The sequence below is a fragment of the Metabacillus malikii genome (genome assembly GCF_030813355.1).
Lineage (GTDB): Bacteria > Bacillota > Bacilli > Bacillales > Bacillaceae > Metabacillus > Metabacillus malikii.
Map to the genome: position 1 here is coordinate 64985 of NZ_JAUSUD010000018.1, position 26495 is coordinate 91479.

Below are 26495 nucleotides of genomic sequence, written 5' to 3' on the forward strand. Positions count from 1 at the left end.
TTTAGGCCTTTAAGGGTAAATACTTTCGGACAGCTTCTCTGATTTCATCAATGTCAAAAGGTTTTGCAAAGTGTGTTAATGCTCCTAAATCCTTTGCCTCTTGAATCATATCTAATTCACCGTAAGCTGTCATAATAATAACCCGAATTTCTTGGTCAACTACTTTCATTCGCTTCAATATCTCAATTCCATCCATCCCTGGAATTTTCATATCGAGGAGCACTAAGTCTGGAGAGTGGTCTTTTACTATGTCTAATGCTTGAAATCCGTTAGCTGCTTGAAATGTTTGGTAACCATCCTTCTGGAACACTTCATTTAATAAAATTCGTATACCGTACTGATCATCGACAATTAATATTTTTTCCTTTAACATATCTACACCTCTTTGCTGATTTTTATTACTTATGTATTAAGGGGTAAAATGGCAGGGGAAACAGATTATGCTACCACTTCGAACAACTAACTAATTATATATCGGCGGAAACAGTTACATACAACCTTTGGATTTTGTGAATTTTGCCTGTATATATTTCAAACATACCTTTTCACATATCCTAAATTAACCTCCAGCACATAAACAATTATTTAATTATTATTTTTCCACAACTTAATACATTCTTTTTAAAACGTCATTCTCCTGCAAAACTCTTCAGTTGTTTGTCGACATTTTCTTTACTTGTTCGTCATTATTTCCCACTCTAAAGCCACCTTGCTTTCCCGCTAGCAATTGATTCGTTATAATACTATATACTAGCATACACGAAAAGGAGCTTTAAAAGCGATGATGAAAATTTTCACAACCCAATTAACGGGCCATTTTAATAGAATTATGGATCAAGAAACAATGAATATTGAGGATAGCGCAAGACTATTAGCACAAGCACTTGTTGGTGAGGGAAACCTATATGTTTATGGACATAAAGAACTCGATGGAATCGTTAGGGAAGCATTACAAGGTAGTGAGCGATTACAGCGGGCAAAGCACCTCTTTGATGAGACTGGTTCACTTCGAAAACTTTCATCTGCTGACCGTGTCCTTCTATTTAGTCATCTTTCTACAGATGATGAGGTGATCTCGATTGCTAAAACTTTATCAGAACAAGGGATTCAAACAGTTGGTGTTTCAGCAATAAGTAAAAATGCTGAGCACGGCTTAGATTCAATAACTGACTTTCATATTGACTCAAAGTTACACCAGCCACTTATCCCTGGAGATGACGGTGTCAGATATGGTTTTCCAGCCTTAATGACATCATTATATGTATATTATGCAATCTCATTCACGCTTAATGAAATCATGAGTGAGTATGAAGATGATTAAAAGCAGGTAGCTTAAGCTAGTTGCTTTTTTAAATATAATAAAAAAGCTAAGGAATCTTTTGAACTGCTTGTCCAATGATTACTTAGCTTTTTTTGATTCTTAATTTTTCGCAGTGATTGAAGCTTGAACGAAGTCACGGAAAAGTGGTTGTGGTCTTGTTGGTCTTGATGTGAATTCTGGATGGAATTGTGATGCCACAAACCATGGGTGATCTTTCACTTCAATAATTTCAACGAGACGACCGTCCGGTGTTGTTCCAGAGAAAACAAACCCTGCTTCTTCCATTGCTTGACGGTATTCATTATTGAACTCATAACGATGACGATGACGTTCGTAGACAACTTCCTCTTTGTATGCATCGTATGCTTTTGAACCTACTTTTAATTTACTTGGAGATAGGCCGAGACGTAATGTTCCACCAAGGTCTTCAATGTCTTTTTGTTCTGGTAACAAGTCAATAACCGGATATTGTGTATCAGGATTAATTTCAGATGAGTTTGCACCTTTTAATCCTAGTACATTACGAGCAAATTCGATCGATGCTACTTGCATACCTAGGCAAATTCCTAGGAATGGTACCTTGTTTTCACGCGCATATTGTGTTGCAAGAATTTTCCCCTCAACACCACGGTCACCGAATCCACCTGGGACAAGAATGCCATCAACATCTTGGAGTTCTTCTTTTACATTTTCCGCTGTTAAGTTTTCTGCATTTACCCATTTAATTTCGATATCAGAATCATATTCATAACCAGCATGACGAAGTGCTTCGACAACTGAGATATATGCATCTTGAAGTTCAACATATTTCCCGACAAGGCCGATTTTCGTTGTTTTTGATAGATTTGTTACTTTATCAACTAACACTTTCCACTCAGTCATATCTGCTTCTTTGCAGTCTAATTTCAAGTGTTTGCATACGATTGTATCAAGGTTTTGCTCTTGTAAATCTAAAGGAATTGAATATAATGTTTCTGCATCACGACATTCAATTACTGATTCTTTATCAATATCACAGAATAAAGCAATTTTATCCTTCATATCTTGTGATATTGGTTTTTCAGTACGAACGACAATCACATTAGGTTGAATACCTAAGCTGCGAAGTTCTTTTACACTATGTTGTGTAGGTTTTGTTTTCATTTCACCAGCTGCTTTGATGTAAGGAACAAGTGTACAGTGAATATACATTACATTATCGCGGCCGATGTCACTTTTAATTTGACGAATTGCCTCTAGGAATGGTAATGACTCGATATCACCGACTGTTCCACCTATTTCAGTAATAACGACATCTGCGCCAGTTTCTTTCCCTGCACGGAATACACGGTCTTTAATTTCATTTGTGATATGCGGGATGACTTGGACAGTTCCACCTAAGTAGTCACCACGGCGTTCTTTCTTAAGTACTGTTGAATAGATTTTACCAGTTGTCACATTGTTGAATTTTGTTAAGTTAATATCGATAAAACGTTCATAGTGACCTAAGTCTAAGTCCGTTTCTGCTCCATCACCAGTTACAAATACTTCACCGTGTTGGTAAGGACTCATTGTTCCTGGGTCCACGTTAATATATGGGTCAAACTTTTGAATGGTTACACTCATGCCTCGGTTTTTTAATAATCTACCTAGTGATGCAGCTGTTATCCCTTTTCCTAAAGATGATACAACTCCACCAGTTACAAAAATATACTTTGTCATGGTCTTCCCCCTATAGAAGCTTAATATGTTTATTTTGTACTAAACGCACTATGGCGTATTCACCCACTATCTTGATTAAGGGACTAAATTTGAATAGCTTTCTATTTCTTTCTCTTTTGCTAATCAAATCTAAAAGATACATTCATTGATAAAAATTTATATAGAAATAATTTAAAGGCTGTTCTCGTAAATATTATTGCTTTTAATTAAGTTGTCGTTTTGGGTTAGTTGCAGCACGAGTACTCGAATTCCGCAGAAGTCTCGCAATCAGTTCAAACCAACCCTTATAAAATTAATGTAAAGCCACAATTTCTTAGAAAACGAGCCAAAAAATAGAAAGCCCCCTTCCAAACAAGTTGAAAGGGAGCATAAATGTATAATGTATACAACGATTGCTTTTTTAAGAGCCCAAAATAGATTCTACCTAGTTGGAAAAGGAAAGTCAAGATGTTCTAACTTAAATTTCTTCCTCTTCGTCGTCATCAAAGTCTTCATCCTCGTCATCTTCATCCAGGTCAAATTCTTCATCTTCATCTTCAATTAAGTCATCATCATCGTCTTCATCTAAGTCGACGTCATCTAGATCATCAAATTCTTCTTCGTCTTCATCATCTTCGTCATCAAAGTCATCTAGATCATCAAAATCTAAATCTTCTTCAATTTCATCAAAGTCATCTTCAAGCTCATCAACAGCTTTTTTCGCTTTTTTCTTCTTAGGTTTTGTTGTCGTTGGTACAATTTCTTCTTCGATTTGTTCGTATGGATACCATGTACGTAATCCCCACATGTTTTCACCCACACAAATAAAACGACCATCAATATTTATATCTGTATAAAATTGAGCGATTTTGTCTTCTACTTGTTGTTTTGATAAACCAAGCAAAGTAGCTACTTCATCTACTAATTCGCTAAATATATAAGGCTTTCTCTGTTCTAAAAATAGTTCATAGGCAACTTCAACCATTGCCATTTCTTTTAGTTGCTCTTCTGGTAACTGCTTAAGACTCAAGTACGGCACTCCCTTTCTCGGTATCTCAATCTATAAGCTCAAGTCCATTTGGTTCGAGCTGTATTTATTATTTCACTGACAAAAACTTCATGTCTATTATGTATGGATGCCTACAATTCACAAACTATTTAAAAGAAAAGTTTACGAAAAAGGCAAGCCTGCAAATCATACCATTCATTATAAACAAATTCTAGCGGTTTATGCCACATTTATCACGTAAAAATGTACAAAATCTTGATACTCTTAAAAAATAATTAGAATGAGGGCGTTATGTACGAATATTTATCTCGGCAGATGATTCCAAAAGGGGGACTGTCCCCCCTCCTAACCGAAAATTGATTTTTCTAGTATTTCAGCTACATCATATGTGCTTATATCTGTATCGACTTCTTTAGCCTTTGTACCATCACTTAGCATCGTAAGACAGTATGGACAGCCTGAACTAATTATAGACGGATTAACAGCTAGGGCTTGCTCTGTTCTCGCGACATTGACCCTTGAACCTGTATCTTCCTCCATCCACATTAAACCTCCGCCAGCCCCACAGCACATGCCGTTTTCTCGATTACGGCCCATTTCTACAACCTTTACACCAGGAATAGCCTTTAAGATTTCCCGTGGTGGATCATAGACATTATTGTAGCGACCAAGGTAGCAGGAATCATGGTATGTGATTGTTTCATAAACAGGGAATTCCGGCTGCAACCTTCCTTCTTCTACTAATCTTGCTAATAGCTCAGTATGGTGATATACTTCCGCCTCTAAACCAAAGTCAGTGTATTCATTTTTGAATATATTGAAGGCATGCGGGTCAATTGTAACAATTTTCTTTACATCATTTTTTGCGAATTCTTCAATATTTTTTGTTGCTAATTCCTGAAATAAAAACTCATTGCCAAGTCTACGAGGTGTGTCACCAGAATTTTTTTCTTTATTCCCTAATATCGCAAACTTCACTCCCGCCTTTTGTAATAATCTCGCAAATGAAATGGCAATTTTTTGACTACGATTATCAAATGAGCCCATTGAACCGACCCAGAATAAATACTCAAACTCTTCACCAGATTTTTTTAACTCTTTTACTGTTGGAATGACTACATCTTCACTTAACTGACGCCAACTCTCTCTTTCTTTCCGATTTAACCCCCACGGATTCCCTTGCCTTTCGATATTTGTCATCGCTCGTTGTGCATCGGCATCTAATTTACCTTCCGTTAAGACTAGGTATCGTCGTAAATCAATAATTTTGTCGACATGCTCATTCATGACTGGGCATTGGTCTTCACAATTGCGACATGTTGTACAAGCCCAAATTTCTTCTTCCGTTATGACGTCACCTATTAAAGAGGATTGATTATGAGTTTGTGATGCAGCCGACTCGGAAGCCCCTGTACTTGAAGCCATCACTGCAAGTTGGTTGCCCTTTGTTTGTTTAAAAAAGGTAGTAGGCACCCATGGCTGTTTCCCGGTAACAGCTGCACCCGTTAATGTTAAATGGTCACGAAGCTTCACGATCAGATCCATTGGTGATAATAATTTCCCTGTACCTGTTGCAGGACACATATTTGTACAACGACCACATTCAACACAAGCATATAAATCAATTAATTGCTTTTGATTAAACTCTGTTATATTCCCAACACCATATGTTTCTTGTGTCTCATCCTCAAAGTCGATTTTTTCAAGTTTTCCTGGATTTGTTAAGCGATTTAAATAAACGTTGATTGGTCCTGCAATAAGGTGGGCATGTTTTGATTGAGGAACATATACTAAAAATGTTAGCAACAATAGCAGGTGTAACCACCAAGCAATATAAAAGAGGATAATAGCGCCTAAATCTCCTACAAATTGAAATGACAGAGCAACAACAGACGCGATTGGCTCTGACCAGCTCGCAGGTTCCTCGTGCCAAACAAGCGACATACCGTTACCATAGAGCACGGAAAGCATGAGGCCACCAATAAAAATTAATACTAATCCTGATTTAAAGTTTCGCTTCAGTCGAACTAATTTTTCAATGTAACGACGATGAAATGCCCAAATGACAGCAACTAATATGATGAACGTGACCAATTCTTGAAAGAAGGTAAACGCTGGATACAACGGACCTAGTGGAAGATGTTTACCGGGTGCGAGCCCTTTAATCAAAAAGTCAATTGCACCGAACTGAACGAGGATAAAACCATAGAAAAACATGACATGGATGATTCCGCTTTTTTTATCTTTTAACAGCCTCTTCTGGCCAAACACATTTATCCATATCTTTTCAAATCTTTCTTTCACTCTTTTTTCAAATTCAATTTTTTTCCCCAATTTTATATATTTGGTTCTTGTACGAACTAAATAAACGAACAAATAGATTGCGTAAGCGGTTACAACGGTAAATGCGCTGAAATTCAGCCATAATAGTACGTTCATGCTTCTCCCCCTATTTCTTCTTCGTTTTGTCACTCCCGTGTTTTTTATTACATTCTTGTCTGCCATTATATATATGAGTAGCAACTATACGTTTATGATAAATAATGAATGAGCATTCAGTCAATTGTTTTCTTACCTTTGTGATTATTTATCGTAATTTAGAGTAAGGGTTTAATCCACTCTAAACAAACTGCCTCTAATACATAGCCTTAGTGATTTTTAACGGATAATCTTTGTCAATTTGCTAATACTACAAAAAATATGCTGCTAGGAGGTTTGTAGGTGGCATTAATTCTGTTAATTGGCTTGTTCATAGTAGCAATCATTGCATGGTTCTCAATCGACTATTATCTAGGGAGAAAAGACCATCTGGCAAAATCAAAGTATGAGGTAACTCCACTTCGCCAAAGTGACTTTGAATTAATTGTCGATGGAAATCATCTGTTTAAAGATTTATTTCACACGATACAGAAGAGTAAAGAAAGTATCCACATTCTCTTTTACATTGTACGTAATGACCAGATTAGTCATGACTTTTTATCGTTATTAGCCGAAAAGGCCTCACAAGGTGTTGATGTGAAGCTATTAGTTGATCATATCGGGAGCTATCGATTAAAGAAAAAAACAATTTCAAAATTAAAAACTAAAGGTGTTAAGTTTTCATACACACACAAAGTCAGGCTACCATTTATTTTTTATACGAGCCAGGCAAGGAATCACCGAAAAATCTCTGTTATAGATGGAAAAACTGCTTACTTAGGCGGTTTTAATGTTGGAAAGGAATATTTAGGGCACAAGCTGAAGTTTGGATTATGGCGTGATTATCATTTAAAAATTACTGGAGAAGGTGTTACTGACCTTCAAAGACAATTTTTAAAAGATTGGTTTGACTCAACAGGTGAAAATTATTTAGATAAAACTGCATACTTTCCAGAACAATATCAGGGCAGCAGTACACATCATTATATTGCCACATATGGCATCCATTTGAAAAAACATGTCATTGATTTTATTCAATCTGCCGAGCAGGAGATTTTCATTTGCACACCCTATTTTATTCCAGGTAAAGAGTTATTAAATGAACTCCTTCTTGCTTTAAAAAGAGGTGTAAGGGTACGTCTTATGGTTCCGATGAAATCAGACCACCCATTTGTAAAGGAAGCTTCTTTTCCATACTATGGGAAACTTATTCCTGCTGGTTGTGAGGTTTACCGGTTTTATCAAGGCTTTTACCATGCGAAGGTCATTATTATTGATGATAGGCTTTGTGATATCGGAACTGCTAATTTTGATAAGCGAAGTCAATATTTAAATGATGAAATGAACTGTGTCATATATGACAGTGTATTTATTAACGAACTGAAAAAATATGTAGATGAGGATTTGACCCATTGCGAATTACTGACATATGACGATTATAAAAAGCGGCCATTCCACAAGCGAATAACCGAAGGCATTGCAACCTTGATCTCTCATTTTCTATAACGTGAAACAACTGGAGGAATTGGATGATTATTCGATTCGGCTATGTATCACACGCTCTTTCACTATGGGATTGCTCACCCGCAAAGACATTAACGTTTACAAGGTGGAAAAAGCTAAGTGAGGACGAGAGACATAGCCAACTTCTCTACGTAACAGAGCAAAATTTAAAGCATACATTACGAATGATTCATTACAATATCGCACATGAAATCTATTTATACCGCTTTTCATCGTCGCTTGTCCCATTAGCAACACACCCAGAAGTAAAGTGGGATTACCGTACGCCCTTTAAAGACTTGTTCACTGAAATCGGCACTCTGGTAAAACAATATCAATTACGAACAAGCTTTCACCCGAATCAGTTTACACTATTTACAAGTGATAAACGACATATTACGGAAAATGCTGTTGGGGATATGTCCTATCATTATGACGTTTTAGATGCGATGGGCCTTGCTGAACAATCAATTATCAATATTCATGTAGGTGGCGCCTATGGGAATAAAAAGACTGCAACAGAACGATTTCACATTAATTTAAAAAAGCTCCCGAGTCATATTAAACAGCGGATGACATTGGAAAATGATGATAAAACTTATACAACATCTGAAACATTAGCGATTTGTCAAAAGGAAAAAATTCCGCTCCTTTTCGATTATCATCATTATATGGCAAATCATCATGATGATGAAAAGCTACCTGAGCTGCTTCCAGAAATATTTAAGACATGGGAATGGGTTAGTCTAAAACCAAAAATTCATGTATCATCTCCAAAATCTGAAAAAGAATTTCGCAGCCATGCAGATTATGTTGATGCCGAATTTTTACTTCCGCTCCTAACTCATTTAAAGGAAATAAATGTAGATGTAGATTTTATGATAGAAGCGAAGCAAAAAGATTTTGCTGCACTAAAGCTTTGTGAAGATATAGCAAAAATTCGCGGGATAAAACGGATTGGTGAAGCGACAATTGATTGGTAGTAAAAACAATCATATGAATAAATTGTGAATTAACATTGGATACAATTGTATCCAATGTTTTTTTCTGGTATAAATTAGTTAAGTATACTTAACTATTAACATAACTTAAATAAAGAGGTGCCTATTTTGGATCCGCTAGAACTATTAATTGAATCTGAACGGTTTTCACACGACATCAAAATGGTGTTCATACGGGAATACCAAAAAATAATGGATAAGTATGAACTATCCTCAAAACAGTCTGTCATCGTTAACTTTGTCCATCAAAAGCAACAACCAACAATGGGGGAAATCGCCCAAATGATTGATGCCACACCGAGTGCAGCAAGTCAATTTGTAAAAAAGCTTGAACAGCTCGGGTATTTAAAAAGGGAAGTAAATGTTGATAACCGACGAGAAACTCTTGTCACACTTGCTGAGAAAGGGGAACAATTTTTTGCAGAGATGGAGAAGGTCGATACATACATCTTTAAGAAATACTTCCTCAAGTTACCGGCCGACGATATCGTTGAATATCATCGCATTTTAAAGGAGCTACACTCTATCGTAACTTCTTCTACTTAAAAGGAGGAATAAGATTATGCTTTTCACTTTCTATATGCTATTTCTTTGTTTCCTGCTAACCTATGAACCTATTTGGGGTTATATTTCTTATCAGCGCTTTAAAAGAGATTTGTTAGAAAAGCCCGAAGAGACAAACAGGCGAACTAAATATTATAAAGATATAATGATTGGTCTTTGGCTCCCTGCCATTGTTATCCTCATCGTTGTTGCTCTTTCACCGTTGTCCTATTCTTCAATCGGGATTACAATGCCTACTTTTAATACTAGTGCATTAGGAAAATGGCCTAGCATCGTCATACTTGTCCTTTTTCTTGTCTATGTAGTAGCCCTCATCTATCAATTTATTTTGTTAAAAATGAGTGAACAGTTTCGCCAAAAGGTAGCATCTCAATTTGAAAGTATGCCCTACCAAGAGATTCTTCCGCAGTCTCCTCATGAAAAGAAGCTTTGGGGCTATGTTTCGTTAACCGCTGGAGTAACAGAAGAAATCATTTACCGAGGTTTTTTACTCTTTGTCTTTATTGAGTTATTCCCAGAATTATCTGTTTGGCTACACGTTGTTCTTGCTGGTATTTTGTTTGGGTTAGCTCACACATATCAAGGCATTAGCGGTGTAGTTCGTACAGCAATCGTTGGTATTTTCTTCGGATTGATTTACTTCGTTTTTGAGAGTATCATCCCATTAATCATTTTCCACTTTCTTCTCGATTATGTTGCAAAGGCAGCAAACAATGAAGAAAACCTTTAGAGAGGAGGGTGGGACAAAAGGTTTTAATCATAAGAAAAATACGAACTATTAGATTAGATTCCAATTTAATCTTCGTGTTGTTTTTACATGGTAGACGTTCTGGTTGATTTCCGCTGCAGTACTCGCTTTCCGCGGGGTGGGTGGTGAGCCTCCTCGGAGTAAACTCCTGTGGGGTCTCACCTCTCCCACGCATCCCGCAGGAGTCTCGCACTTCCGCTCCAATCAACCCCTACAGAATTTGTAACATAGAACCCCTAAAACAATGTTCGTATTTAACTAGGTTGTTTTGATTATGTCCCTGCCTCTTTGCACTAAATTTATCAAATTAAAGGTTGGTTTGGAGCGAAAATGCACGATTCTTACTAAGGAGGTTCACCATCACCCGCTTGAAAGCAAGGTTTCACACCGCAAACAGCCCAAGGCTACAACTACGAAAAGGTAACAATGTTTACGAAAACTGCCGTTAGTAAAGATTACAAATGACTGGAGCTGGAAGATATGGGGATTTTCCATTCTATACCGATAGAGCTTGTTATTATAATAGAACTCTTACTGATTTCTTTCCTTATTTATCAGATTAGAAGCATAGTTAAATTGTATCGGGCACAAGATAAGGCATTACCCTTTGAAGAAAAAATCACCACTACATTCATGAAAAGATTTAAACAACCGTTTGCTTCAATCATAACGAAGGAATTAATAATGTATTATTACCTCTTCAAAAAGGTAGATAGAATCCCCTTACGAAACGGTTCTCACTATAGCTATCATAAAAATTCAAGCTATAAAATCTTCTTAGCTGCTATTCTCTTAACAGCTGTTATCGAAGGGATAGGTGTGTTTTTCTTATTGCATCACTTAGTTCCAATCATTTCATGGATTCATACTATTTTAGTTGTGTATTGCTTACTATACTTCATTAGTGATTACAAGGCCGTCCTAGCAAAGCCGATTACTGTTACTAGTCAGAAGCTATACTTACATTTAGGTATTCGGTCAAATGAAGTAATTCTAATCGAGAACATTCAATATGCTGCTAAAGCAACGAAATCTATGGAAGAGCATAAAAAAGATAAGTCCGTTTTTAATATGCTGCTAATTGATATGGAAGGGCATAATGTTGAAATTATGTTAAAAGAACCAATCATCAAGAAGACCTTTTTTGGAAAAGAACGTCCTATTTACTCGATTCATATAAAGGTAGACTCACCTAGTGAGTTTATACAAGAGGTAAATTCACGGCAACTACAAGTTTGTTCTTGATAGTAAAAAGGGGTCAGACCCCTTAATATGTTGGGGGTCTGACCCTTTGGTATCATTACATTTTTTCTGGTGCGGAAACGCCAATTAATGTTAATGCATTTTTTAAAGTTGTTTGTGTTGCTTTCATTAGTGCTAATCTTGCACGGCTTTTTTCTTTGTTATCCGCATCTAATACTTTTTCTGCATTGTAAAAGCTGTGTAATGCAGAAGCTACATCATAAATGTAATTTGTGATTCGGTGTGGAATCCGTTTTTGAGCTGCTTCCGCAACCGCTTGTGGGAATTCACCTAATTTTTTTAATAAATCATATTCTTTTTCAGATGAAATCTCAGCTAATGTAAGGTTATCGTCATATGTTAAACCTTGCTCTTCTCCTTGACGAAGCATGCTACAAATCCGCGCATGTGCATATTGTGCGTAGTAAACCGGGTTTTCATTAGATGTAGACACAGCTAAATCTAAGTCAAAATCCATATGTGTATCCGCACTTCTCATCGCGAAGAAATAACGTACAGCATCTAAACCTACTTCTTCAATTAAATCTCTCATTGTAACAGCTTTTCCAGTCCGTTTACTCATTTTCATCTTCTCGCCATTTTTATATAAATGAACAAGCTGAATGATTTCAACCTCTAACGTATCTTTACCGTACCCTAGCGCTTCAATTGCTGCCTTCATACGTGGAATGTAGCCGTGATGATCTGCGCCCCACACATTAATTAACTTTGTAAAGCCGCGGTCAAGCTTGTCCTTATGATAAGCAATATCTGGTGTTAAATACGTGTATGAGCCATCATTTTTAATTAAAACACGGTCTTTGTCATCACCAAATGTTGTTGAACGGAACCAAGTTGCGCCTTCTTCTTCATAAATATGACCTTTCTCTTTTAACTTTGCGAGAGCTTGGTCGATTTTTCCGTTATGATATAAAGATGTTTCAGAATACCATACATCAAAAGGAACACGAAATTCCTCTAAATCTGCTTTTAATTTACCCATTTCATATTTAAGTCCGTACTCTCTAAAAAAGCTTAATCGTTCCTCACTTGATTCATTTGCAAAGCGGTCGCCATATTCTTCTGCAAGCTTTTTACCAATCGCTACGATATCTTCACCATGATAGCCATCCTCTGGCATGTCTGCATCTTTGCCTAACGCTTGTAAGTAACGTGCTTCAACAGAACGGGCAAGGTTATTAATTTGGTTTCCTGCATCATTTATATAATATTCACGAGAGACATCATAACCAGCTTTTGCTAACACATTACATAATGAATCACCAACAGCTGCACCACGGGCATGTCCTAAATGTAAGTCTCCTGTTGGATTAGCAGATACAAATTCGACTTGTACCTTTTCTCCATTTCCTACATTTGTTTCCCCATAAGTTTCACCTGCAGTTAGTATCGCAGGAATTAAGTCCGTTAAATAATGATTGTTCATATAAAAATTAATAAATCCAGGTCCAGCAATTTCAATTTTATCGATTGAACCCTTTTGTTTATCAAAATGTTCAACGATTCCTTCAGCAATTGCCCGAGGTGCCTTTTTAGCAACTCTTGCTAACTGCATAGCCATATTTGTAGAATAATCACCGTGTGTTTTATCTTTTGGAATTTCAAGTAATACATCTGGAATTTGTGATTCTTCTGCTAAACCAGCTTTTATTACAGCAGCCTTTACTTCATCCTTTAACCGCTCTTTCACTTGCTCGACAATATTCATCGTTGTTCCTCCTTATATGTCATTTCTAATGTATGTATATGTTTTTCCTTTTCATCTATTTGCAAATCATATTGAAGAACGAGCTTACCTTCAGACAAATCACTTACATGGGATACAGCATTTGTAATTGTCTCAAGCTGAAGCTTCCCAAAAGGTGTTGTGTAATCAGTTGTTGTCACTGCACCTTCAATAAATCGCTGCTTCATTGATACTGCCCCAGTCCTCATTACAACAACTTCATCTGCTGCTATTTTCACTGTTGTTTTTACCGAACCAAGCTCATGTTCTTCTTCATACCGGATATATTTAGTCGAACCCTTTAAAATACATTCTCCTACTGTCGTTACCTCGATTTTTTCGTTATCTCGGTCTTTCTCATTACGAATTTCCGATAATACATGGATTTGAATAGGTGTGCTGTTTGACATGGAAACACTCCCTTTTCTGTTACTCCTTTAACTCTAATAGTATAAGGAACCAAATGCAACTGTGCAAGTAGTGAAAAGGTCATTTCTCGTTTTGAATAGTTATTCTTTTCGACGTTTTTAAAGGGAGTTTCATTAAAACTTGTAAAGATGTTACTCTAGGCTATTTAACATTCTAGATAGTTCTTTTATTTGCAACTTTTGTTACCCAGCTATCCACATTCACATATATAATCATCACTCTATTGAATACCCTTACACATTTTCAATTCTTTCTCTAAAACATGTTAACTAATTAGGACTTTTGACCGATATAAAGACAAAGAAGATTATCTGGAGGAAAAACATGTCTCTATTTAAAAAGAAAGTTCAATCCCAAACTCAATCATTGTTGGAAGCAGCAAAGCAGCATAAAGGTATTATAGATGTAAATGGACAACATGAAATATTACAGCAATTAGAACTACTTGGACTTACCGTTACTGAATTAGCAATCGCAAAAGCATTAAAACCACATATCGACGCAGGCTTTGATAAAATTTATGATACACTATATAACCATCCATTTGACGGTGTTCGAAAAGTTGTCGACATGAATGCACTAGGTATTAACAAACAAGAATCTCGACAATATATTGTTGATTTCTTTTCAGGGGAGATAACATCTAATTACATCGAACGTAGAATGAAGCTTGCTAAATACTACTTATCAATCGGTGTAGAAATAAAGTGGTATTTATGTACAAACCAACTTTTGATAGATGCCATTGCTGAAATTATCAACAAAACATTCGCTCATGATCCTGAAAGTTTAGTAATCGCACATAAGGTATCTGCAAAAATCTTTAACTTAGAGGCACAAATCTGTTTAGCAGCACTTCAATTTGAACAAAACCAAATGCTACTCGGACGAGAGAATAATGCAAAACTAGAAGTAAAGAAATCGATTGGAACTATTACTGAGGATTTAGCTTCAATGGCTGAGGAAACAGGAGCAACTGTTGAGGAAGTTATCCATCGTTCGGAAAAAATTAAAGAGAATATTGAAGAAGGCTTAAACACTTCAATCTTAACAACAGAAAGTTCTCTAACCGGAAAAGACCAATTAGATGTAGTCATCCAACAGACAACAGTCCTTAAGGATAGTGTCAATCAAATTAAACAAAGTATTTCCTCATTGGCCGTTACATCAAAAGAAATAGGTGAAATCGTAGCTGTCATTACTTCAATCGCAGAACAAACGAATTTACTTGCTTTAAATGCTGCCATTGAAGCAGCAAGAGCAGGCGAACACGGGAAAGGCTTTTCTGTCGTAGCCTCAGAGGTTCGAAATTTAGCAGAGCAAACAAAAGAATCATCTAGTAACATTACAGATTTAGTCCGCTCAACAATAGAACAAATTGACCAAGTTGTAGAACAAATAAATGACGTTGATACAAAAACAATCGAAACAAACCAAAATGTCAATGAAACCGTCACAAGATTTGAGCAAATCTTATCGACTAGCATCTCAAGCAAGGAACAGAACGAACGTAGCAACAAAGACATTCAATTGTTTACACAGCTTCTAACTGAAATCGGTGAAGCATCATCTAGCGTTGCCAAATTAGCCGATGATTTAAATCAATCTTTGCAGAATTTTTAATATTTGTGCCTAAATACTAAAAGGTCAGAACCCACAAAATAATTCATTGATTAAAAAGAGAATTGTATTACATTTCTTCCATTAGTCAGTGTATTGTTTTGGTGAGTTCTGGCCATTTTATTTGGTCTCAAATTATTACTGAGTCTCACTTACAAAATGGGGATTATCGCTCTGTTCCTTATAGATTTAAAGTTTTCGTATTCTGGACTCATCGAACGATTTGAATCGGGTTACTTCGGTTATTAATTGGAACGCTCGGAATCGTCGTAATAATGAGAGCCAAGCCATAAGAGAACATCATATATTTTGGTCTTCACGGTCTCATGAAGGACATTTACGTGGAACTCTTCTCTCGTTTTGGTCTTCATCGAACGTATGAAGGACTTTTCGACGGAGCTCTCCCCTCGTTTTGGTCTTCATCGAACGTATGAAGGACTTTTCGGCGGAGTTCTCCTCTCGTTTTGGTCTTCATCGAACGTATGAAGGACTTTTTTGCGGAGCTCTCCTCTCGTTTTGGTCTTCATAAAAATTATGAAGGACTTTTCGGCGGAGCTCTCCCCTCGTTTTGGTCTTCATCGAACGTATGAAGGACTTTTCGGTGGAGCTCCCCTCTCATTTTGGTCTTCATCGAACGTATGAAGGACTTTTCGGCGGAGTTCTCCTCTCGTTTTGGTCTTCATAAAAATTATGAAGACCATTTCCGTGAAACTCTTCTCACTTTTTGGTCTTCATCGAGCTTATGAAGGACTTTTCTACAGAGCTCTTCTCTCATCTTGGTCTTCATCAAACGTATGAAGGACTTTTCGGCGGAGCTCTCCCCTCGTTTTGGTCTTCATCGAACGTATGAAGGACTTTTTTGCGGAGCTCTCCTCTCGTTTTGGTCTTCATAAAAATTATGAAGACCATTTCCGTGAAACTCTTCTCACTTTTTGGTCTTCATCAAACGTATGAAGGACTTTTCTGCGGAGCTCTCCCCTCGTTTTGGTCTTCATCAAACGTATGAAGGACTTTTCTGCGGAGCTCTCCTCTCGTTTTGGTCTTCATCGAGCTTATGAAGGACTTTTCTGCGGAGCTCTTCTCTCGTTTTGGTCTTCATCGAGCTTATGAAGAACATTTCTACAGAGCTCTCCTCTCGTTTTGGTCTTCATAAAAATTATGAAGAACATTTCCGTGTAACTCTTCTCTCATTTTGGTCTTCATCAAACGTATGAAGGACTTTTCTGCAGAGCTCTCCTCTCGTTTTGGTCTTCATAAAAATTATGAAGAACATTTCCGTGTAACTCTTCTCACTTTTTGGTCTTCATCAAACGTATGAAGAACATTTCCGTGTAACTCTTCTCTCATTTTGGTCTTCATCAAACGTATGAAGACCATTTCCGTGTAACTCTTCTCACTTATTGGTCTTCATTAACACTTAGCAATGTGATAGAGTCCACATCTCTTTGAAACACATCATTCCTTACCCTTTTTTCTGCACCCAGCCTAAAATCATTTCACGAATGATTTTACTTGCTGTATTTGCTGTTTGTTCTGAATGGTCGTAAATTGGTGCGACTTCAACTAAGTCGGAGCCTACTACGCGTATGTCTGATGCTGCTATTTCATGAATTGAGGCTAATAATTCTTTCGATGTAATTCCACCAGCATCAACTGTTCCTGTACCTGGTGCATGTGCAGGATCGAGTACGTCAATATCAATTGTTACATATACTGGACGTCCGGCTAATGTTGGTAATACTTTCTTTAATGGTTCCAGTACATCAAACTTCGCAATGTGCATGCCATTTTCCTTTGCCCATTGGAACTCCTCCTTCATTCCAGAACGGATACCAAAGGAGTAAACATTTTTCGGACCGATTAGCTCAGCGATTTTTTTTATTGGTGTTGAGTGAGAAAGGGGTTCACCCTCGTACTCATCGCGTAAATCTGTATGTGCATCCATATGAATGATTGCAAGGTCAGGATACTTTTTATACATCGCCTTCATGACTGGCCACGAAACTAAATGTTCCCCACCCATTCCTAAAGGGTATTTTCCGTCAGCTAATAGGCGGTCAATATATTCCTCAATCATTTCAATACTTCTTTGCGGATTTCCAAAAGGTAACGGTATGTCTCCGGCATCGAAATATTTTACCTCTTCTAATTCCCTGTCAAGATATGCACTATACTCTTCAAGTCCAATTGACACTTCGCGAATACGTGCCGGACCAAAGCGTGAGCCTGGACGATAACTTACTGTCCAATCCATCGGCATTCCGTATATGACTGCTTCACTTTCCTCATAACTAGTGTGGCTTTTAATAAATACATTTCCTGAATAAGCTTCATCAAATTTCATTACCGTTCTCCTCCGTCTATGTCTATATTGTCTGTTACATTACTTTATTACATGCTTTAAACCGAACTATACTAGTAAGTCACTTACAAATTTCGGTAATACAAAGCATGCTTTATGCAACTCTTTTGTATAATATTTTGTTTCGATGTTATGGAAACGTTCATCACTAACCTTTAGTGGGTCATATTTCTTTGAACCGATTGTAAATGTCCATAATCCACTTGGATACGTTGGGATGTTTGCTGTATATAGCTTTGTGATAGGGAAGATTTCCTTCACATCACGTTGTACCGTCGCAATCAAATCTGGTGTAAACCATGGGTTGTCCGTTTGTGCAACGAAGATTCCGTCCTCTTTCAGTGCCTTTGCTATCCCCGCATAAAATCCTTTTGTGAACAGGTTAACGGCTGGTCCAACTGGCTCTGTTGAATCGACCATAATCACATCATATTCATCTTCGCTTTGAGCAATATGCATAAAGCCATCGCCTACTTTTACATCAACACGAGGGTCTTCGAGTTTCCCCGCTATTTCAGGTAAATACTTCTTTGAGTATTCGATTACTTTACCGTCAATATCAACAAGTGTTGCCTTTTTCACTTGTGGATGTTTAAGTACTTCTCTAATTACTCCACCATCGCCGCCCCCAACAACTAAAATATTCTCCGGGTTAGGGTGTGTAAATAACGGGACATGTGCAACCATCTCATGATACACAAACTCATCTTTTTCAGATGTCATCACCATTCCATCAAGAAAAAGCATATGGCCAAACTCTTCTGTATCGATCATTTCTAAGTATTGAAAGTCTGTTTTTTCTGTATGTAATGTTTCTTTTACCTTTAAAGTAATTCCGAAATTTTTCGTTTGTTTTTCTGTGTACCATAACTCACTCATTGTATTCCATCCCTTCATGCGATAAAAGTCTGTTGATGTATATACATTTTAGAAAATACCTCTATTACTCTCAGATGAAGAAACCTAAAAAAAGTATAGATGAATCATTCAAAAATGCAAGAAAAATATGATTACTTTTTTACTAGATGTTTAAAACAGTAAAAAATTACTCATAATGGCTAACAGTATGTTTTTGTACGGCTATTTCACTGAACGGAGGTGAATCGATTGGATATTATGACACCTAGGCGAATTCGAATGACACTAAAAACTTTGCGCGCCTTAACGATTATTGGTCTATTATTATTAGTTCTATTCTCAACATTCATTCTTAGTGTTGTTTTTTACGCGAAATCACAAGGTCCTCCTTCCTTATCTGTACCACAATCAACCATTATTTATGCAAGCGATGGTTCAATTATTGGGGAACTGCATAATGGACAACGTCGATATTGGGTTGGACTTGAAGATGTTTCAGAACATATTGTTCATGCAACGGTTTCCATTGAGGATCAAAGTTTTTTCCAACATAATGGATTTGATTATAAACGAATTGCCGGGGCTGCCCTCGCTGACTTAAAAGCGATGGCGAAGGTACAAGGAGCGAGTACAATTACACAACAGTATGCACGTAATCTATTTTTGGACCATGGAAAAACGTGGCAGAGAAAAGCGAAAGAGGCGCTCTATACAATTCGTCTTGAACAAAACTATAGTAAAGAACAAATATTAGAAGGCTATTTAAATACGATTTATTACGGACATGGAGTGTATGGAATTGAAGCTGCAGCAAACTATTACTTTGGCAAAAATGCTAAACAATTATCACTTGCTGAGGCAGCACTATTAGTTGGGATTCCAAAAGGTCCAAACCTATATTCACCATTTATTAATCCTGAAAAGGCAAAAGAGCGACAAGCACTCATTCTTCGTACGATGAGGGAACAAGGATACATCACAGAGGCTGAATTGGAGTCAGCTTTGAGTACAAAACTAACTTACTCGACTAAGGAGAAACAAGCGTTAAATGGTATTGCTCCTTACTATCAAGATGCGATGATTGAATCAGTTGCAAGGTTATTAAAAATTGATGAAGAAGCGATACATACACAAGGTCTGCGCATTTATACAACATTAGATTTAGAAATGCAGAGAAAGGCCGAACAGTTAGTTACGGAAACGATCGACGAGGAGTCCGAGATTCAGGCTGGATTTGTTGCCATCGAGCCTGCAACCGGTTATGTAAAAGCGTTAATAGGCGGTCGCGACTATGAACAAAGCCCATACAATCGGGCAACACAAGCAGAAAGACAACCAGGCTCAACGATAAAACCTTTGTTATATTACTCGGCGATTTCAAATGGGTTTACACCATCAACGGTCATGAAAAGTGAACCGACGACCTTTACCTATGATAACGGCAAGGCATCGTATAAACCGAATAATTATAATGGATATTATGCTAACGACTTTATTACATTACTACAAGCAATTGCATTATCTGATAATATATATGCTGTTAAGACACATATGTTTTTAGGGATGGAAAAGCTGGTAGAAACTAGTGAGCAATTTGGATTTCATACAAAAATGAAGCAGCTCCCTTCATCTGCATTGGGAACTTCTCCTGTAAAGTTAATCGATTTAGTTAATGCTTACGGCATGCTTGGAAATGGCGGCAAAAAAATCGAGCCGACTTTTGTCACAAAAATTGAAGATGCCGACGGAAAAGTTATATATAAGAGTAATAAAGAGCGTGAACAGCTTTTAAATAAAGAAGCTGCCTTTGTCACAACACATATGATGACAGGGATGTTTGATTCGCGGTTAAATGATTATACATCTGTAACTGGCCAATCTGTCGCATCAATTTTAACAAGAGACTATGCTGGCAAGTCGGGCACAACATCAGCTGATAGCTGGATGGTAGGTTATACACCACAGCTCGTAGCAGGTGTTTGGACAGGTTACGATAAAGGGAAATCAATCAATCTTGTTCAGGAAAGAAGCTATGCGAAGAAACTTTGGGCGAACTTTATGGAACAAGCTCTCGAAGGGCAATCTGTGAAGGCATTTCGTCCGCCAGACGGCGTTGTAGGTGTTTATATAAATCCGGCTAGCGGAAAATTAGCAACAAAAGACTGTCCAGTCAAACGGTTCACCTATTATATCGCTGGCACAGAACCTACAGAATATTGTAAAGACCATAAGCCAGAACAAAAAACATCTCCAGATAAAGCGGAGAAAAGTGATGATAAACAGGATAGCGGATTTTTCGATAAGCTATTCAAATGGTGGGATTAATCCCAGTAAAAAACCCCGAACGAAATCCGCTCGGGGTTTTTTATGTCCTAGTTTTATAAACTATAACTTTAGTCTACTAATTTTACGAGAAATTCACAAGATATTACTATTTTGTTCACGAAAACGTCACACTTTCGTCAAAAACTACTTCGCATTTAAATCTTCCTTTAGCTTACGGTCAGATAGCTCCCACATCTCACTGTTATGATTTTGCAGGAAATCCGCAAGAATCTCTTTTGAACGGTCATCCATATGGTCAACGATAATGTGGCGCTTCATTGATTTGTCCATTCGGTTAACATGTTCAGGAAGTGACTTATACCCTCTTCGAATTGAACGGTCAACCGTCATTTCGCATGCTGCGACACCCGCATAGTATGGCCCTTCTGCTTTTCGGTCAACTGTTACCCAGACGAGCCAATAAGGTTTACCGTTCGGGACTTCCTCTTTCGTTTTCAGAAACTTAATTCCCTTTTCGACAGTGCTTCGAGCATGCATCGCACCAATATCAATAAATGCTTCACCCTCTTCAATGTCAACAAAGACCGGTGAGACATTATCAAGACTTAGTGCACCAACACCGAAACCTCCATGTCCATCAGTTGGGTCATTTTTAATAATATTAAAACCAATGCTTTTCTTCTTTTTCTTTTCCTCCATAAAATAGGACCTCCTTTACAACATTTATACCTAATCTTATGTTACTAAGTTATGTAAGCTAAAAGCCAGTATTAACAACTAAAGCTATAATAGTGGGTTTAACAAGAAATGGAATATCCACATCACGGCCGAGCGGCCAACATCAAAAATCGGTGCTAATATAATACGATCTAAAGGTGTTATGACAAGTATTAAAAAAACGATAATACCGTAACTTTCATATTGTGTCATTTTCGCTCTAATATGCAGTGGAGCCAAATCTTCAATAATCCGATAACCGTCTAATGGCGGGAAAGGAAGTAAATTAAAAATAAACAGCATCACATTCAGTGAGACAAAAATATTAAAAAATGACTGAATGCCACCAACTACATTGTCGGGTACTGCTGAAAGACTATTTGTATTTAATAGGATGTACCAAATTAACGTTCCAAGGAAACCTAATAGCAAATTACTAACTGGACCAGCAACAGAAACAAGCACTCCTGCTAAGCGAGGCCTTTTAAAAAAATAACGATTAACAGGTACAGGCCGCGCCCATCCAAACCCTGCGATAAAAATAAGAATCGTCCCAAATGGATCCAAATGGGATAAAGGTGAAAGTGTCAATCTCCCTTGATTTTTAGCTGTCGGGTCTCCAAATTTATATGCGACATACGCATGGGCAAACTCATGACAGCTAAATGCAATGATTAATGTAATGACTACATAAGGAATCATTTCGATAGGAAATGCTAAAAACTGATCTAATGTCTCCATCTCGCTCTCCTTTGACTGATAATATCTGAACATCACTCATTATGCAAATGTACACGCTTAAAGTATACTATATTTACATGCTGATGACATTTTGTAGTAATGTAAAGTAAGTGAAATCGGCAAAAATTAATTCGAGGAAGGATGAACACAATGCCATACGTAACAGTGAAAATGCTTGAAGGCAGAACAGAGGAACAAAAGAAGGCACTAGTAGAAAAAGTAACTGCAGCTGTCTCTGAAACAACTGGTGCACCTGATGAGAAAATCGTTGTATTTATTGAGGAAATGACAAAGAACCATTATGGTGTCGGTGGGAAAAGATTGAGTGATCAATAAAGTGAAACTTCAGGTCAGTGGGGTTTTGTTCACCCCCACTGATTGTAAGTTGAGTTAACTATTAGCCTTCCAAATTTTAAAGTTACCGCTTAACGCCAGTAAACTAAAGAAGTATAGACAATTGTCATAGTATCTCCGCTCTCCGGTACGCACTGGGGTTTCCCAAAATAATTTAACTAGCTTTTCTGCATTTGGTCCATCTGTCGCAAGCGAAGCAAATGCATTTGTCGCAATAAGTCCAACCGGATGTAATGCTTTTTCTTCAAAAGGTTCCCCGTCTATCGTATAACGACGATAATCTTCCGGGTCTTTATCGGCAAAAAACTGTTGAATTCGGTAGGCGACATCAACAGGACATTGTTCATCCTTAAACCATTCATAATCGAGAGCAATGTTACAAGCGACACGATAGGAATCACTAAAAAAATGGCCATATCCATTTTCATTATTCGGTGTCCCATCATAATACGCATATTCAGGAGCTAGCCCTGTTTTGCTATGACATGATTTCTTTATGTATGCTCTACTTGCAGCTGCTGCTTCCTTCCAGAAATCCTGATCCTCAGGGTACGCCCACAACGAAAACAACTCATAAAAATGGGGTAAATGATAGGATGGGTCTGAAAACTCTACATTCGGAACGAACTTTATTAGCTTGTTTTCAAGATTCCACATTGGATGCCCGATCTCATTTTCACCTTTGTGTAAGCATGTTCGTAATAAATCTCGAGCCTGCTTTCCATAATTAAAAATACCTTGGCCATCACCCCATCGGTGGGAAGCGAAAAATAATGCTAGTGCAAAGTATTCTTCTCCATCTGGAGCAGGTCCATATGAACGTTTTGTTCCGTCCGGATTACAAGACCATGCAAAATACCCTGCATTTTCCCCTTCTGTCATAAACATATATTGATAGGTCCAATTCCATAAGCGATTAAAGACATCTTTTTCATCCATTTGTACAGCCATCATCATCCCGTATGACATACCTTCAGTGCGCACATCTAGATTGCCTGTATCTAACATATATGCCTTGTCATTGCCTACAGGATAATAAATTTGTGTTTCTTTATTCTCATCTGTAAAGAGTTTATTCCACGTATCATCAATCCGGTCTTGAATTTCCTCATTTGAAAATCCTAATTCCTTAAAGACATTGCGATAGTTTCCACTATAATATGCAGCAGTTTCTGTCAAAGCTTTACCTCCCTAATAGGTTAGATATACAAACTAAGAGCCACAAGCGCTCTTTTGTAAGCACTTACATTATAACGGTCACTTTCCGTTTCAGTAACCCTAAAAACTATAGGTGTTGCTTTGAAAACTATAGATTTACCACTAATGACGTTTTCTCGACAAATAGATATGCTTATAACATTCATTAAAAAAGCCCGCAAACTATTGTTTAGCGAGCTCAACTCCAACGATTTCTTTAATCTTATGAATATATTGATATGCTTCTTGGATTTCTTCCTCTGTGTAGCGCTGCTTACTTTTTAGCGTATAAATCTTTTCTCTTACTTCATCAGCATCTAAGCCTTCAAAATATAAAATGGTTGATACTAGCTCTAAAAAACGTGAATTCTGTTCGTTTAAATCTAGCATACAAGCCTTTAACTGCGGCATGTCCACATCATAGTGACCTAAAAATTGCTGACCTGATTCTGTTAAAGAATAACGATACTGAAAATAGCCACCCTTTTTTTCATGTATTTCATTGATGAAACCCAAATTGCAGAGCTCTTCAATACGTAACGTTAATTCCTCTGAATATGGCCCATAGAAGTGGAAGTTATATTTTTCATAAAAAGGTAGATTCACTTTTTTTGCAATATAAATCATTTTCTGTAGCTTTTTCCGACCAATGATTTCACCAGCTGATGATATGACCTTTATCAGCTTAGCATGTTCTTTCATCAAAGCCCCGTCATCTCCTAACTCTTTCTATGTCTCTCTTTTCGTTTTTAACTATTTGTTAAGTGTAATAGTTCTAGTATTTTCTTCTTTGCAGCTCGCTTTGTTGAAAAGTCTTCAAGCATATCTAATGGAAAATATAATTTATGGTCTGTTCTTCTTTTCCCAGATATCGCATCAACGATTTCTGATTCTCTTGATAACTCTCGAATTTCACCATTTGCCATTTGTAGATGAATTGGCAGTCGCTCTTCTTCCTCACCTGGGCGATAAAAATCGTAAGGCAAATCTGATGATGAATCGACTACTAAGTAATAATCAGGGTCTATGCCTGCCTTTTTAAACAATGAGTTTAGTTCCATAAGCGTCATCATTTGCACATTCGGATTAAACTCTACGTATTTAAAAAGCTTTCGATCCATAAATCTCCTACATAAATCACTTAATATTGCATCATCCTCGTCCTGCCACGCTTGAAAATAATACAGGATGACTGATTCATCGAGCTTTAAATAATCTTCAAGCGTCATTTCCTCTTTAAACAGCGAGTAAAAATGCAACGGTTCATGTTTGAAAGCAAAAAACTGTTGGTGAAGCAATTTTGCCCGGTGTAGGATTTTTGTTAAAATTACTTCTGCACTGCGGGTTACGGGATGAAAATACACTTGCCAATACATTTGATAGCGGCTCATAATATAATCCTCGACAGCGTGCATCCCACTGCTTTTAATCACAACCTGGTCCTCGCGTGGTCTCATCACACGTAAAATCCGTTCCATATCGAAATGACCGTAGCTGACCCCGGTATAGTACGCATCACGTTGCAAGTAATCCATGCGATCTGCATCAATCTGGCTAGATATTAAACTCACAACCTGTTTATTTTCATAGGTTTTTGCAATAACTTCGGCAACCTTTTTAGGAAAATCGACACCTTGCTCACTTAAAACAGCGTGAACCTCCGTATCTCCTAAAATGATTGCTTGTGTATAATCTTCATGGTCAAGGTGAAACACCTTTTCAAACGAATGTGAGAAAGGACCGTGACCCAAATCATGTAATAATGCCGCACAAAGGCATAACAGTCTCTCTTCATCATTCCACTGCGGACGTCCTTTAAATACGTCGTCGACAATTCGTCTTACAATCTCATAGACACCTAACGAGTGATTAAACCTACTATGCTCTGCACCATGAAATGTAAAAAATGTCGTGCCAAGCTGACGAATTCTTCGTAACCTTTGAAATTCCTTTGTACCTATCAAGTCCCATATCAACTCATCACGTACATGGATATAACGATGAACGGGATCTTTGAACACCTTTTCTTCAGACAACTTTTTATTTACCATTGTCTTCCCACTTCCGTTCTTATTTGAGAAAAACCGACAAAATGGCTCGTCCAACATAAGTTGCCCTAAGCCAATTGTAAGCAAGATAATCTGCTTCTATTATATCTAGTTCTCTCTCTTAATAACAGTTTTGATATTACGATTTTTGTTTATAAAAACTTAGTTTTAAGTAAGTTTGTTTATGATTTAGTTCGTGCTAATAGCTTTAAACAACAGGCTTAGTTGTGATTTTACACTGTCTTTTTTCCGCAAATAAAAAATCACCATTGTATGGTTTTTACAAGGTGATGGTTATTTTTTTAGCTTAGCTTTAATTTTTTCGATTAATTCATCCTCTGTTGGAGCTGCGACAGGGCGATTATTTACAAATGCAAAGGATTTCTTTCGACCTGGTCCACAGTAGGATTGACAGGCAATATCGATTGGTGCCTCCCCATCTATTTCCTTTAGACGTGGCACTAACGTCTTAATATTCGTTGCTTGGCAATCGTCACAGATTCTAAACTCATTTGCCATGTTGTTACATCCCTTTCTAAAAAATACTTCATTTATAGAATAAGCATACGAACGTATGGCCATATTAAAAGGTAAGGTTTGATGTTAAAGGTAATAAATGAATCTTTCATTTTTACACTAGAACATATTTT

The 26495-nt window shown here is 37.3% G+C and carries 23 protein-coding genes and 1 pseudogene; 10 read left to right on the plus strand and 14 right to left on the minus strand.

The features are described from left to right. Nucleotide 1: 1 nt before the first annotated feature. Nucleotides 2-373, minus strand: a complete 372-nt coding sequence (locus J2S19_RS16135) for a response regulator (protein ID WP_307344189.1) — start codon at nucleotides 371-373, stop codon at nucleotides 2-4. Nucleotides 374-781: 408 nt separating this feature from the next. On the opposite strand from J2S19_RS16135, the gene J2S19_RS16140 reads away from it, so the two are divergent. Beyond that, nucleotides 782-1321 carry a DUF2529 family protein gene (locus J2S19_RS16140; RefSeq protein ID WP_307344190.1) on the plus strand — a complete coding sequence of 180 codons (540 nt, stop codon included), beginning with the start codon at nucleotides 782-784 and terminating at the stop codon, nucleotides 1319-1321. Nucleotides 1322-1420: 99 nt separating this feature from the next. On the opposite strand, the gene pyrG is transcribed toward J2S19_RS16140, so the two are convergent. From pyrG to J2S19_RS16155, 3 genes are all read right to left on the minus strand, one after another. Then, nucleotides 1421-3022 (minus strand): CTP synthase, encoded by a 1602-nt coding sequence (gene pyrG, locus J2S19_RS16145; RefSeq protein WP_307344191.1) that lies wholly within the window; start codon nucleotides 3020-3022, stop codon nucleotides 1421-1423. Between the two features lie 457 nt (nucleotides 3023-3479). Beyond that, the gene (gene rpoE / locus J2S19_RS16150) at nucleotides 3480-4031 is read right to left on the minus strand and encodes a DNA-directed RNA polymerase subunit delta (protein WP_307344192.1); all 552 of its coding nucleotides are present in this window, start codon (nucleotides 4029-4031) and stop codon (nucleotides 3480-3482) included. 324 nt (nucleotides 4032-4355) lie between these two features. Then, nucleotides 4356-6449, minus strand: a complete 2094-nt coding sequence (locus J2S19_RS16155; RefSeq protein ID WP_307344193.1) for a (Fe-S)-binding protein — start codon at nucleotides 6447-6449, stop codon at nucleotides 4356-4358. A gap of 291 nt (nucleotides 6450-6740) precedes the next feature. On the opposite strand from J2S19_RS16155, the gene cls reads away from it, so the two are divergent. From cls to J2S19_RS16180, 5 genes are all read left to right on the plus strand, one after another. Continuing rightward, the gene (cls, locus tag J2S19_RS16160; protein WP_370875161.1) at nucleotides 6741-7934 is read left to right on the plus strand and encodes a cardiolipin synthase; all 1194 of its coding nucleotides are present in this window, start codon (nucleotides 6741-6743) and stop codon (nucleotides 7932-7934) included. 23 nt (nucleotides 7935-7957) lie between these two features. After that, entirely contained in the window at nucleotides 7958-8914 is a 957-nt protein-coding gene (gene uvsE, locus J2S19_RS16165) for a UV DNA damage repair endonuclease UvsE (RefSeq protein WP_307344195.1), read from the plus strand. A gap of 126 nt (nucleotides 8915-9040) precedes the next feature. Continuing rightward, on the plus strand, nucleotides 9041-9478 hold the full coding sequence (locus tag J2S19_RS16170) for a MarR family winged helix-turn-helix transcriptional regulator (RefSeq protein ID WP_307344196.1): 438 nt from the start codon (nucleotides 9041-9043) through the stop codon (nucleotides 9476-9478). A 16-nt stretch (nucleotides 9479-9494) separates the two neighbouring features. Then, on the plus strand, nucleotides 9495-10226 hold the full coding sequence (locus J2S19_RS16175; RefSeq protein ID WP_307344197.1) for a CPBP family intramembrane glutamic endopeptidase: 732 nt from the start codon (nucleotides 9495-9497) through the stop codon (nucleotides 10224-10226). Nucleotides 10227-10724: 498 nt separating this feature from the next. Beyond that, nucleotides 10725-11489 (plus strand): hypothetical protein, encoded by a 765-nt coding sequence (locus tag J2S19_RS16180; RefSeq protein ID WP_307344198.1) that lies wholly within the window; start codon nucleotides 10725-10727, stop codon nucleotides 11487-11489. A gap of 55 nt (nucleotides 11490-11544) precedes the next feature. Here the strand turns inward: J2S19_RS16180 and argS are convergent, their stop codons facing one another. Further along, nucleotides 11545-13215 carry an arginine--tRNA ligase gene (gene argS, locus J2S19_RS16185; RefSeq protein WP_307344199.1) on the minus strand — a complete coding sequence of 557 codons (1671 nt, stop codon included), beginning with the start codon at nucleotides 13213-13215 and terminating at the stop codon, nucleotides 11545-11547. Beyond that, complete coding sequence (locus tag J2S19_RS16190) at nucleotides 13212-13643, minus strand: YwiB family protein (protein WP_307344200.1); 432 nt, start codon at nucleotides 13641-13643, stop codon at nucleotides 13212-13214. Before J2S19_RS16190 ends, argS begins: the two co-directional genes overlap by 4 nt. Before the next feature lie 343 nt (nucleotides 13644-13986). Here J2S19_RS16190 and J2S19_RS23740 point away from each other — a divergent pair. Together J2S19_RS23740 and J2S19_RS23745 are read left to right on the plus strand one after the other, a co-directional pair. Further along, nucleotides 13987-14508: pseudogene (locus J2S19_RS23740) on the plus strand (protoglobin family protein); the annotation flags it as partial. Nucleotides 14509-14616: 108 nt separating this feature from the next. Continuing rightward, complete coding sequence (locus J2S19_RS23745) at nucleotides 14617-15285, plus strand: methyl-accepting chemotaxis protein (protein ID WP_370875162.1); 669 nt, start codon at nucleotides 14617-14619, stop codon at nucleotides 15283-15285. 1459 nt (nucleotides 15286-16744) lie between these two features. Here the strand turns inward: J2S19_RS23745 and speB are convergent. After that, a complete protein-coding gene (gene speB / locus J2S19_RS16200; RefSeq protein WP_307344202.1) occupies nucleotides 16745-17626 on the minus strand; it encodes an agmatinase in 882 nt (293 codons plus the stop codon). Nucleotides 17627-17692: 66 nt separating this feature from the next. Continuing rightward, nucleotides 17693-18523 carry a spermidine synthase gene (speE, locus tag J2S19_RS16205; protein ID WP_307344203.1) on the minus strand — a complete coding sequence of 277 codons (831 nt, stop codon included), beginning with the start codon at nucleotides 18521-18523 and terminating at the stop codon, nucleotides 17693-17695. 228 nt (nucleotides 18524-18751) lie between these two features. On the opposite strand from speE, the gene J2S19_RS16210 reads away from it, so the two are divergent. Next, nucleotides 18752-20827: a transglycosylase domain-containing protein gene (locus J2S19_RS16210; RefSeq protein WP_307344204.1), complete on the plus strand. Its 2076-nt coding sequence runs from the start codon at nucleotides 18752-18754 to the stop codon at nucleotides 20825-20827. Nucleotides 20828-20971: 144 nt separating this feature from the next. Here J2S19_RS16210 and J2S19_RS16215 read toward each other — a convergent pair whose 3' ends face one another. Then, the gene (locus J2S19_RS16215) at nucleotides 20972-21487 is read right to left on the minus strand and encodes a YwhD family protein (RefSeq protein WP_307344205.1); all 516 of its coding nucleotides are present in this window, start codon (nucleotides 21485-21487) and stop codon (nucleotides 20972-20974) included. Between the two features lie 84 nt (nucleotides 21488-21571). Then, nucleotides 21572-22246, minus strand: coding sequence for a site-2 protease family protein (locus J2S19_RS16220; RefSeq protein ID WP_307344206.1), 675 nt, complete (start codon nucleotides 22244-22246; stop codon nucleotides 21572-21574). Nucleotides 22247-22396: 150 nt separating this feature from the next. Between J2S19_RS16220 and thmT the strand changes: the two genes are divergently transcribed. After that, complete coding sequence (thmT, locus tag J2S19_RS16225) at nucleotides 22397-22582, plus strand: 2-hydroxymuconate tautomerase (RefSeq protein WP_307344207.1); 186 nt, start codon at nucleotides 22397-22399, stop codon at nucleotides 22580-22582. Nucleotides 22583-22636: 54 nt separating this feature from the next. On the opposite strand, the gene J2S19_RS16230 is transcribed toward thmT, so the two are convergent. From J2S19_RS16230 to J2S19_RS16245, 4 genes are all read right to left on the minus strand, one after another. Next, entirely contained in the window at nucleotides 22637-23779 is a 1143-nt protein-coding gene (locus J2S19_RS16230) for a family 8 glycosyl hydrolase (RefSeq protein WP_307344208.1), read from the minus strand. A 201-nt stretch (nucleotides 23780-23980) separates the two neighbouring features. After that, the gene (locus tag J2S19_RS16235; protein WP_307344209.1) at nucleotides 23981-24502 is read right to left on the minus strand and encodes a YwgA family protein; all 522 of its coding nucleotides are present in this window, start codon (nucleotides 24500-24502) and stop codon (nucleotides 23981-23983) included. Between the two features lie 44 nt (nucleotides 24503-24546). Continuing rightward, nucleotides 24547-25848: an HD domain-containing protein gene (locus J2S19_RS16240; RefSeq protein WP_307344210.1), complete on the minus strand. Its 1302-nt coding sequence runs from the start codon at nucleotides 25846-25848 to the stop codon at nucleotides 24547-24549. Between the two features lie 291 nt (nucleotides 25849-26139). Next, entirely contained in the window at nucleotides 26140-26364 is a 225-nt protein-coding gene (locus J2S19_RS16245; RefSeq protein ID WP_307344211.1) for a YuzB family protein, read from the minus strand. Between the last annotated feature and the right edge of the window lie 131 nt (nucleotides 26365-26495).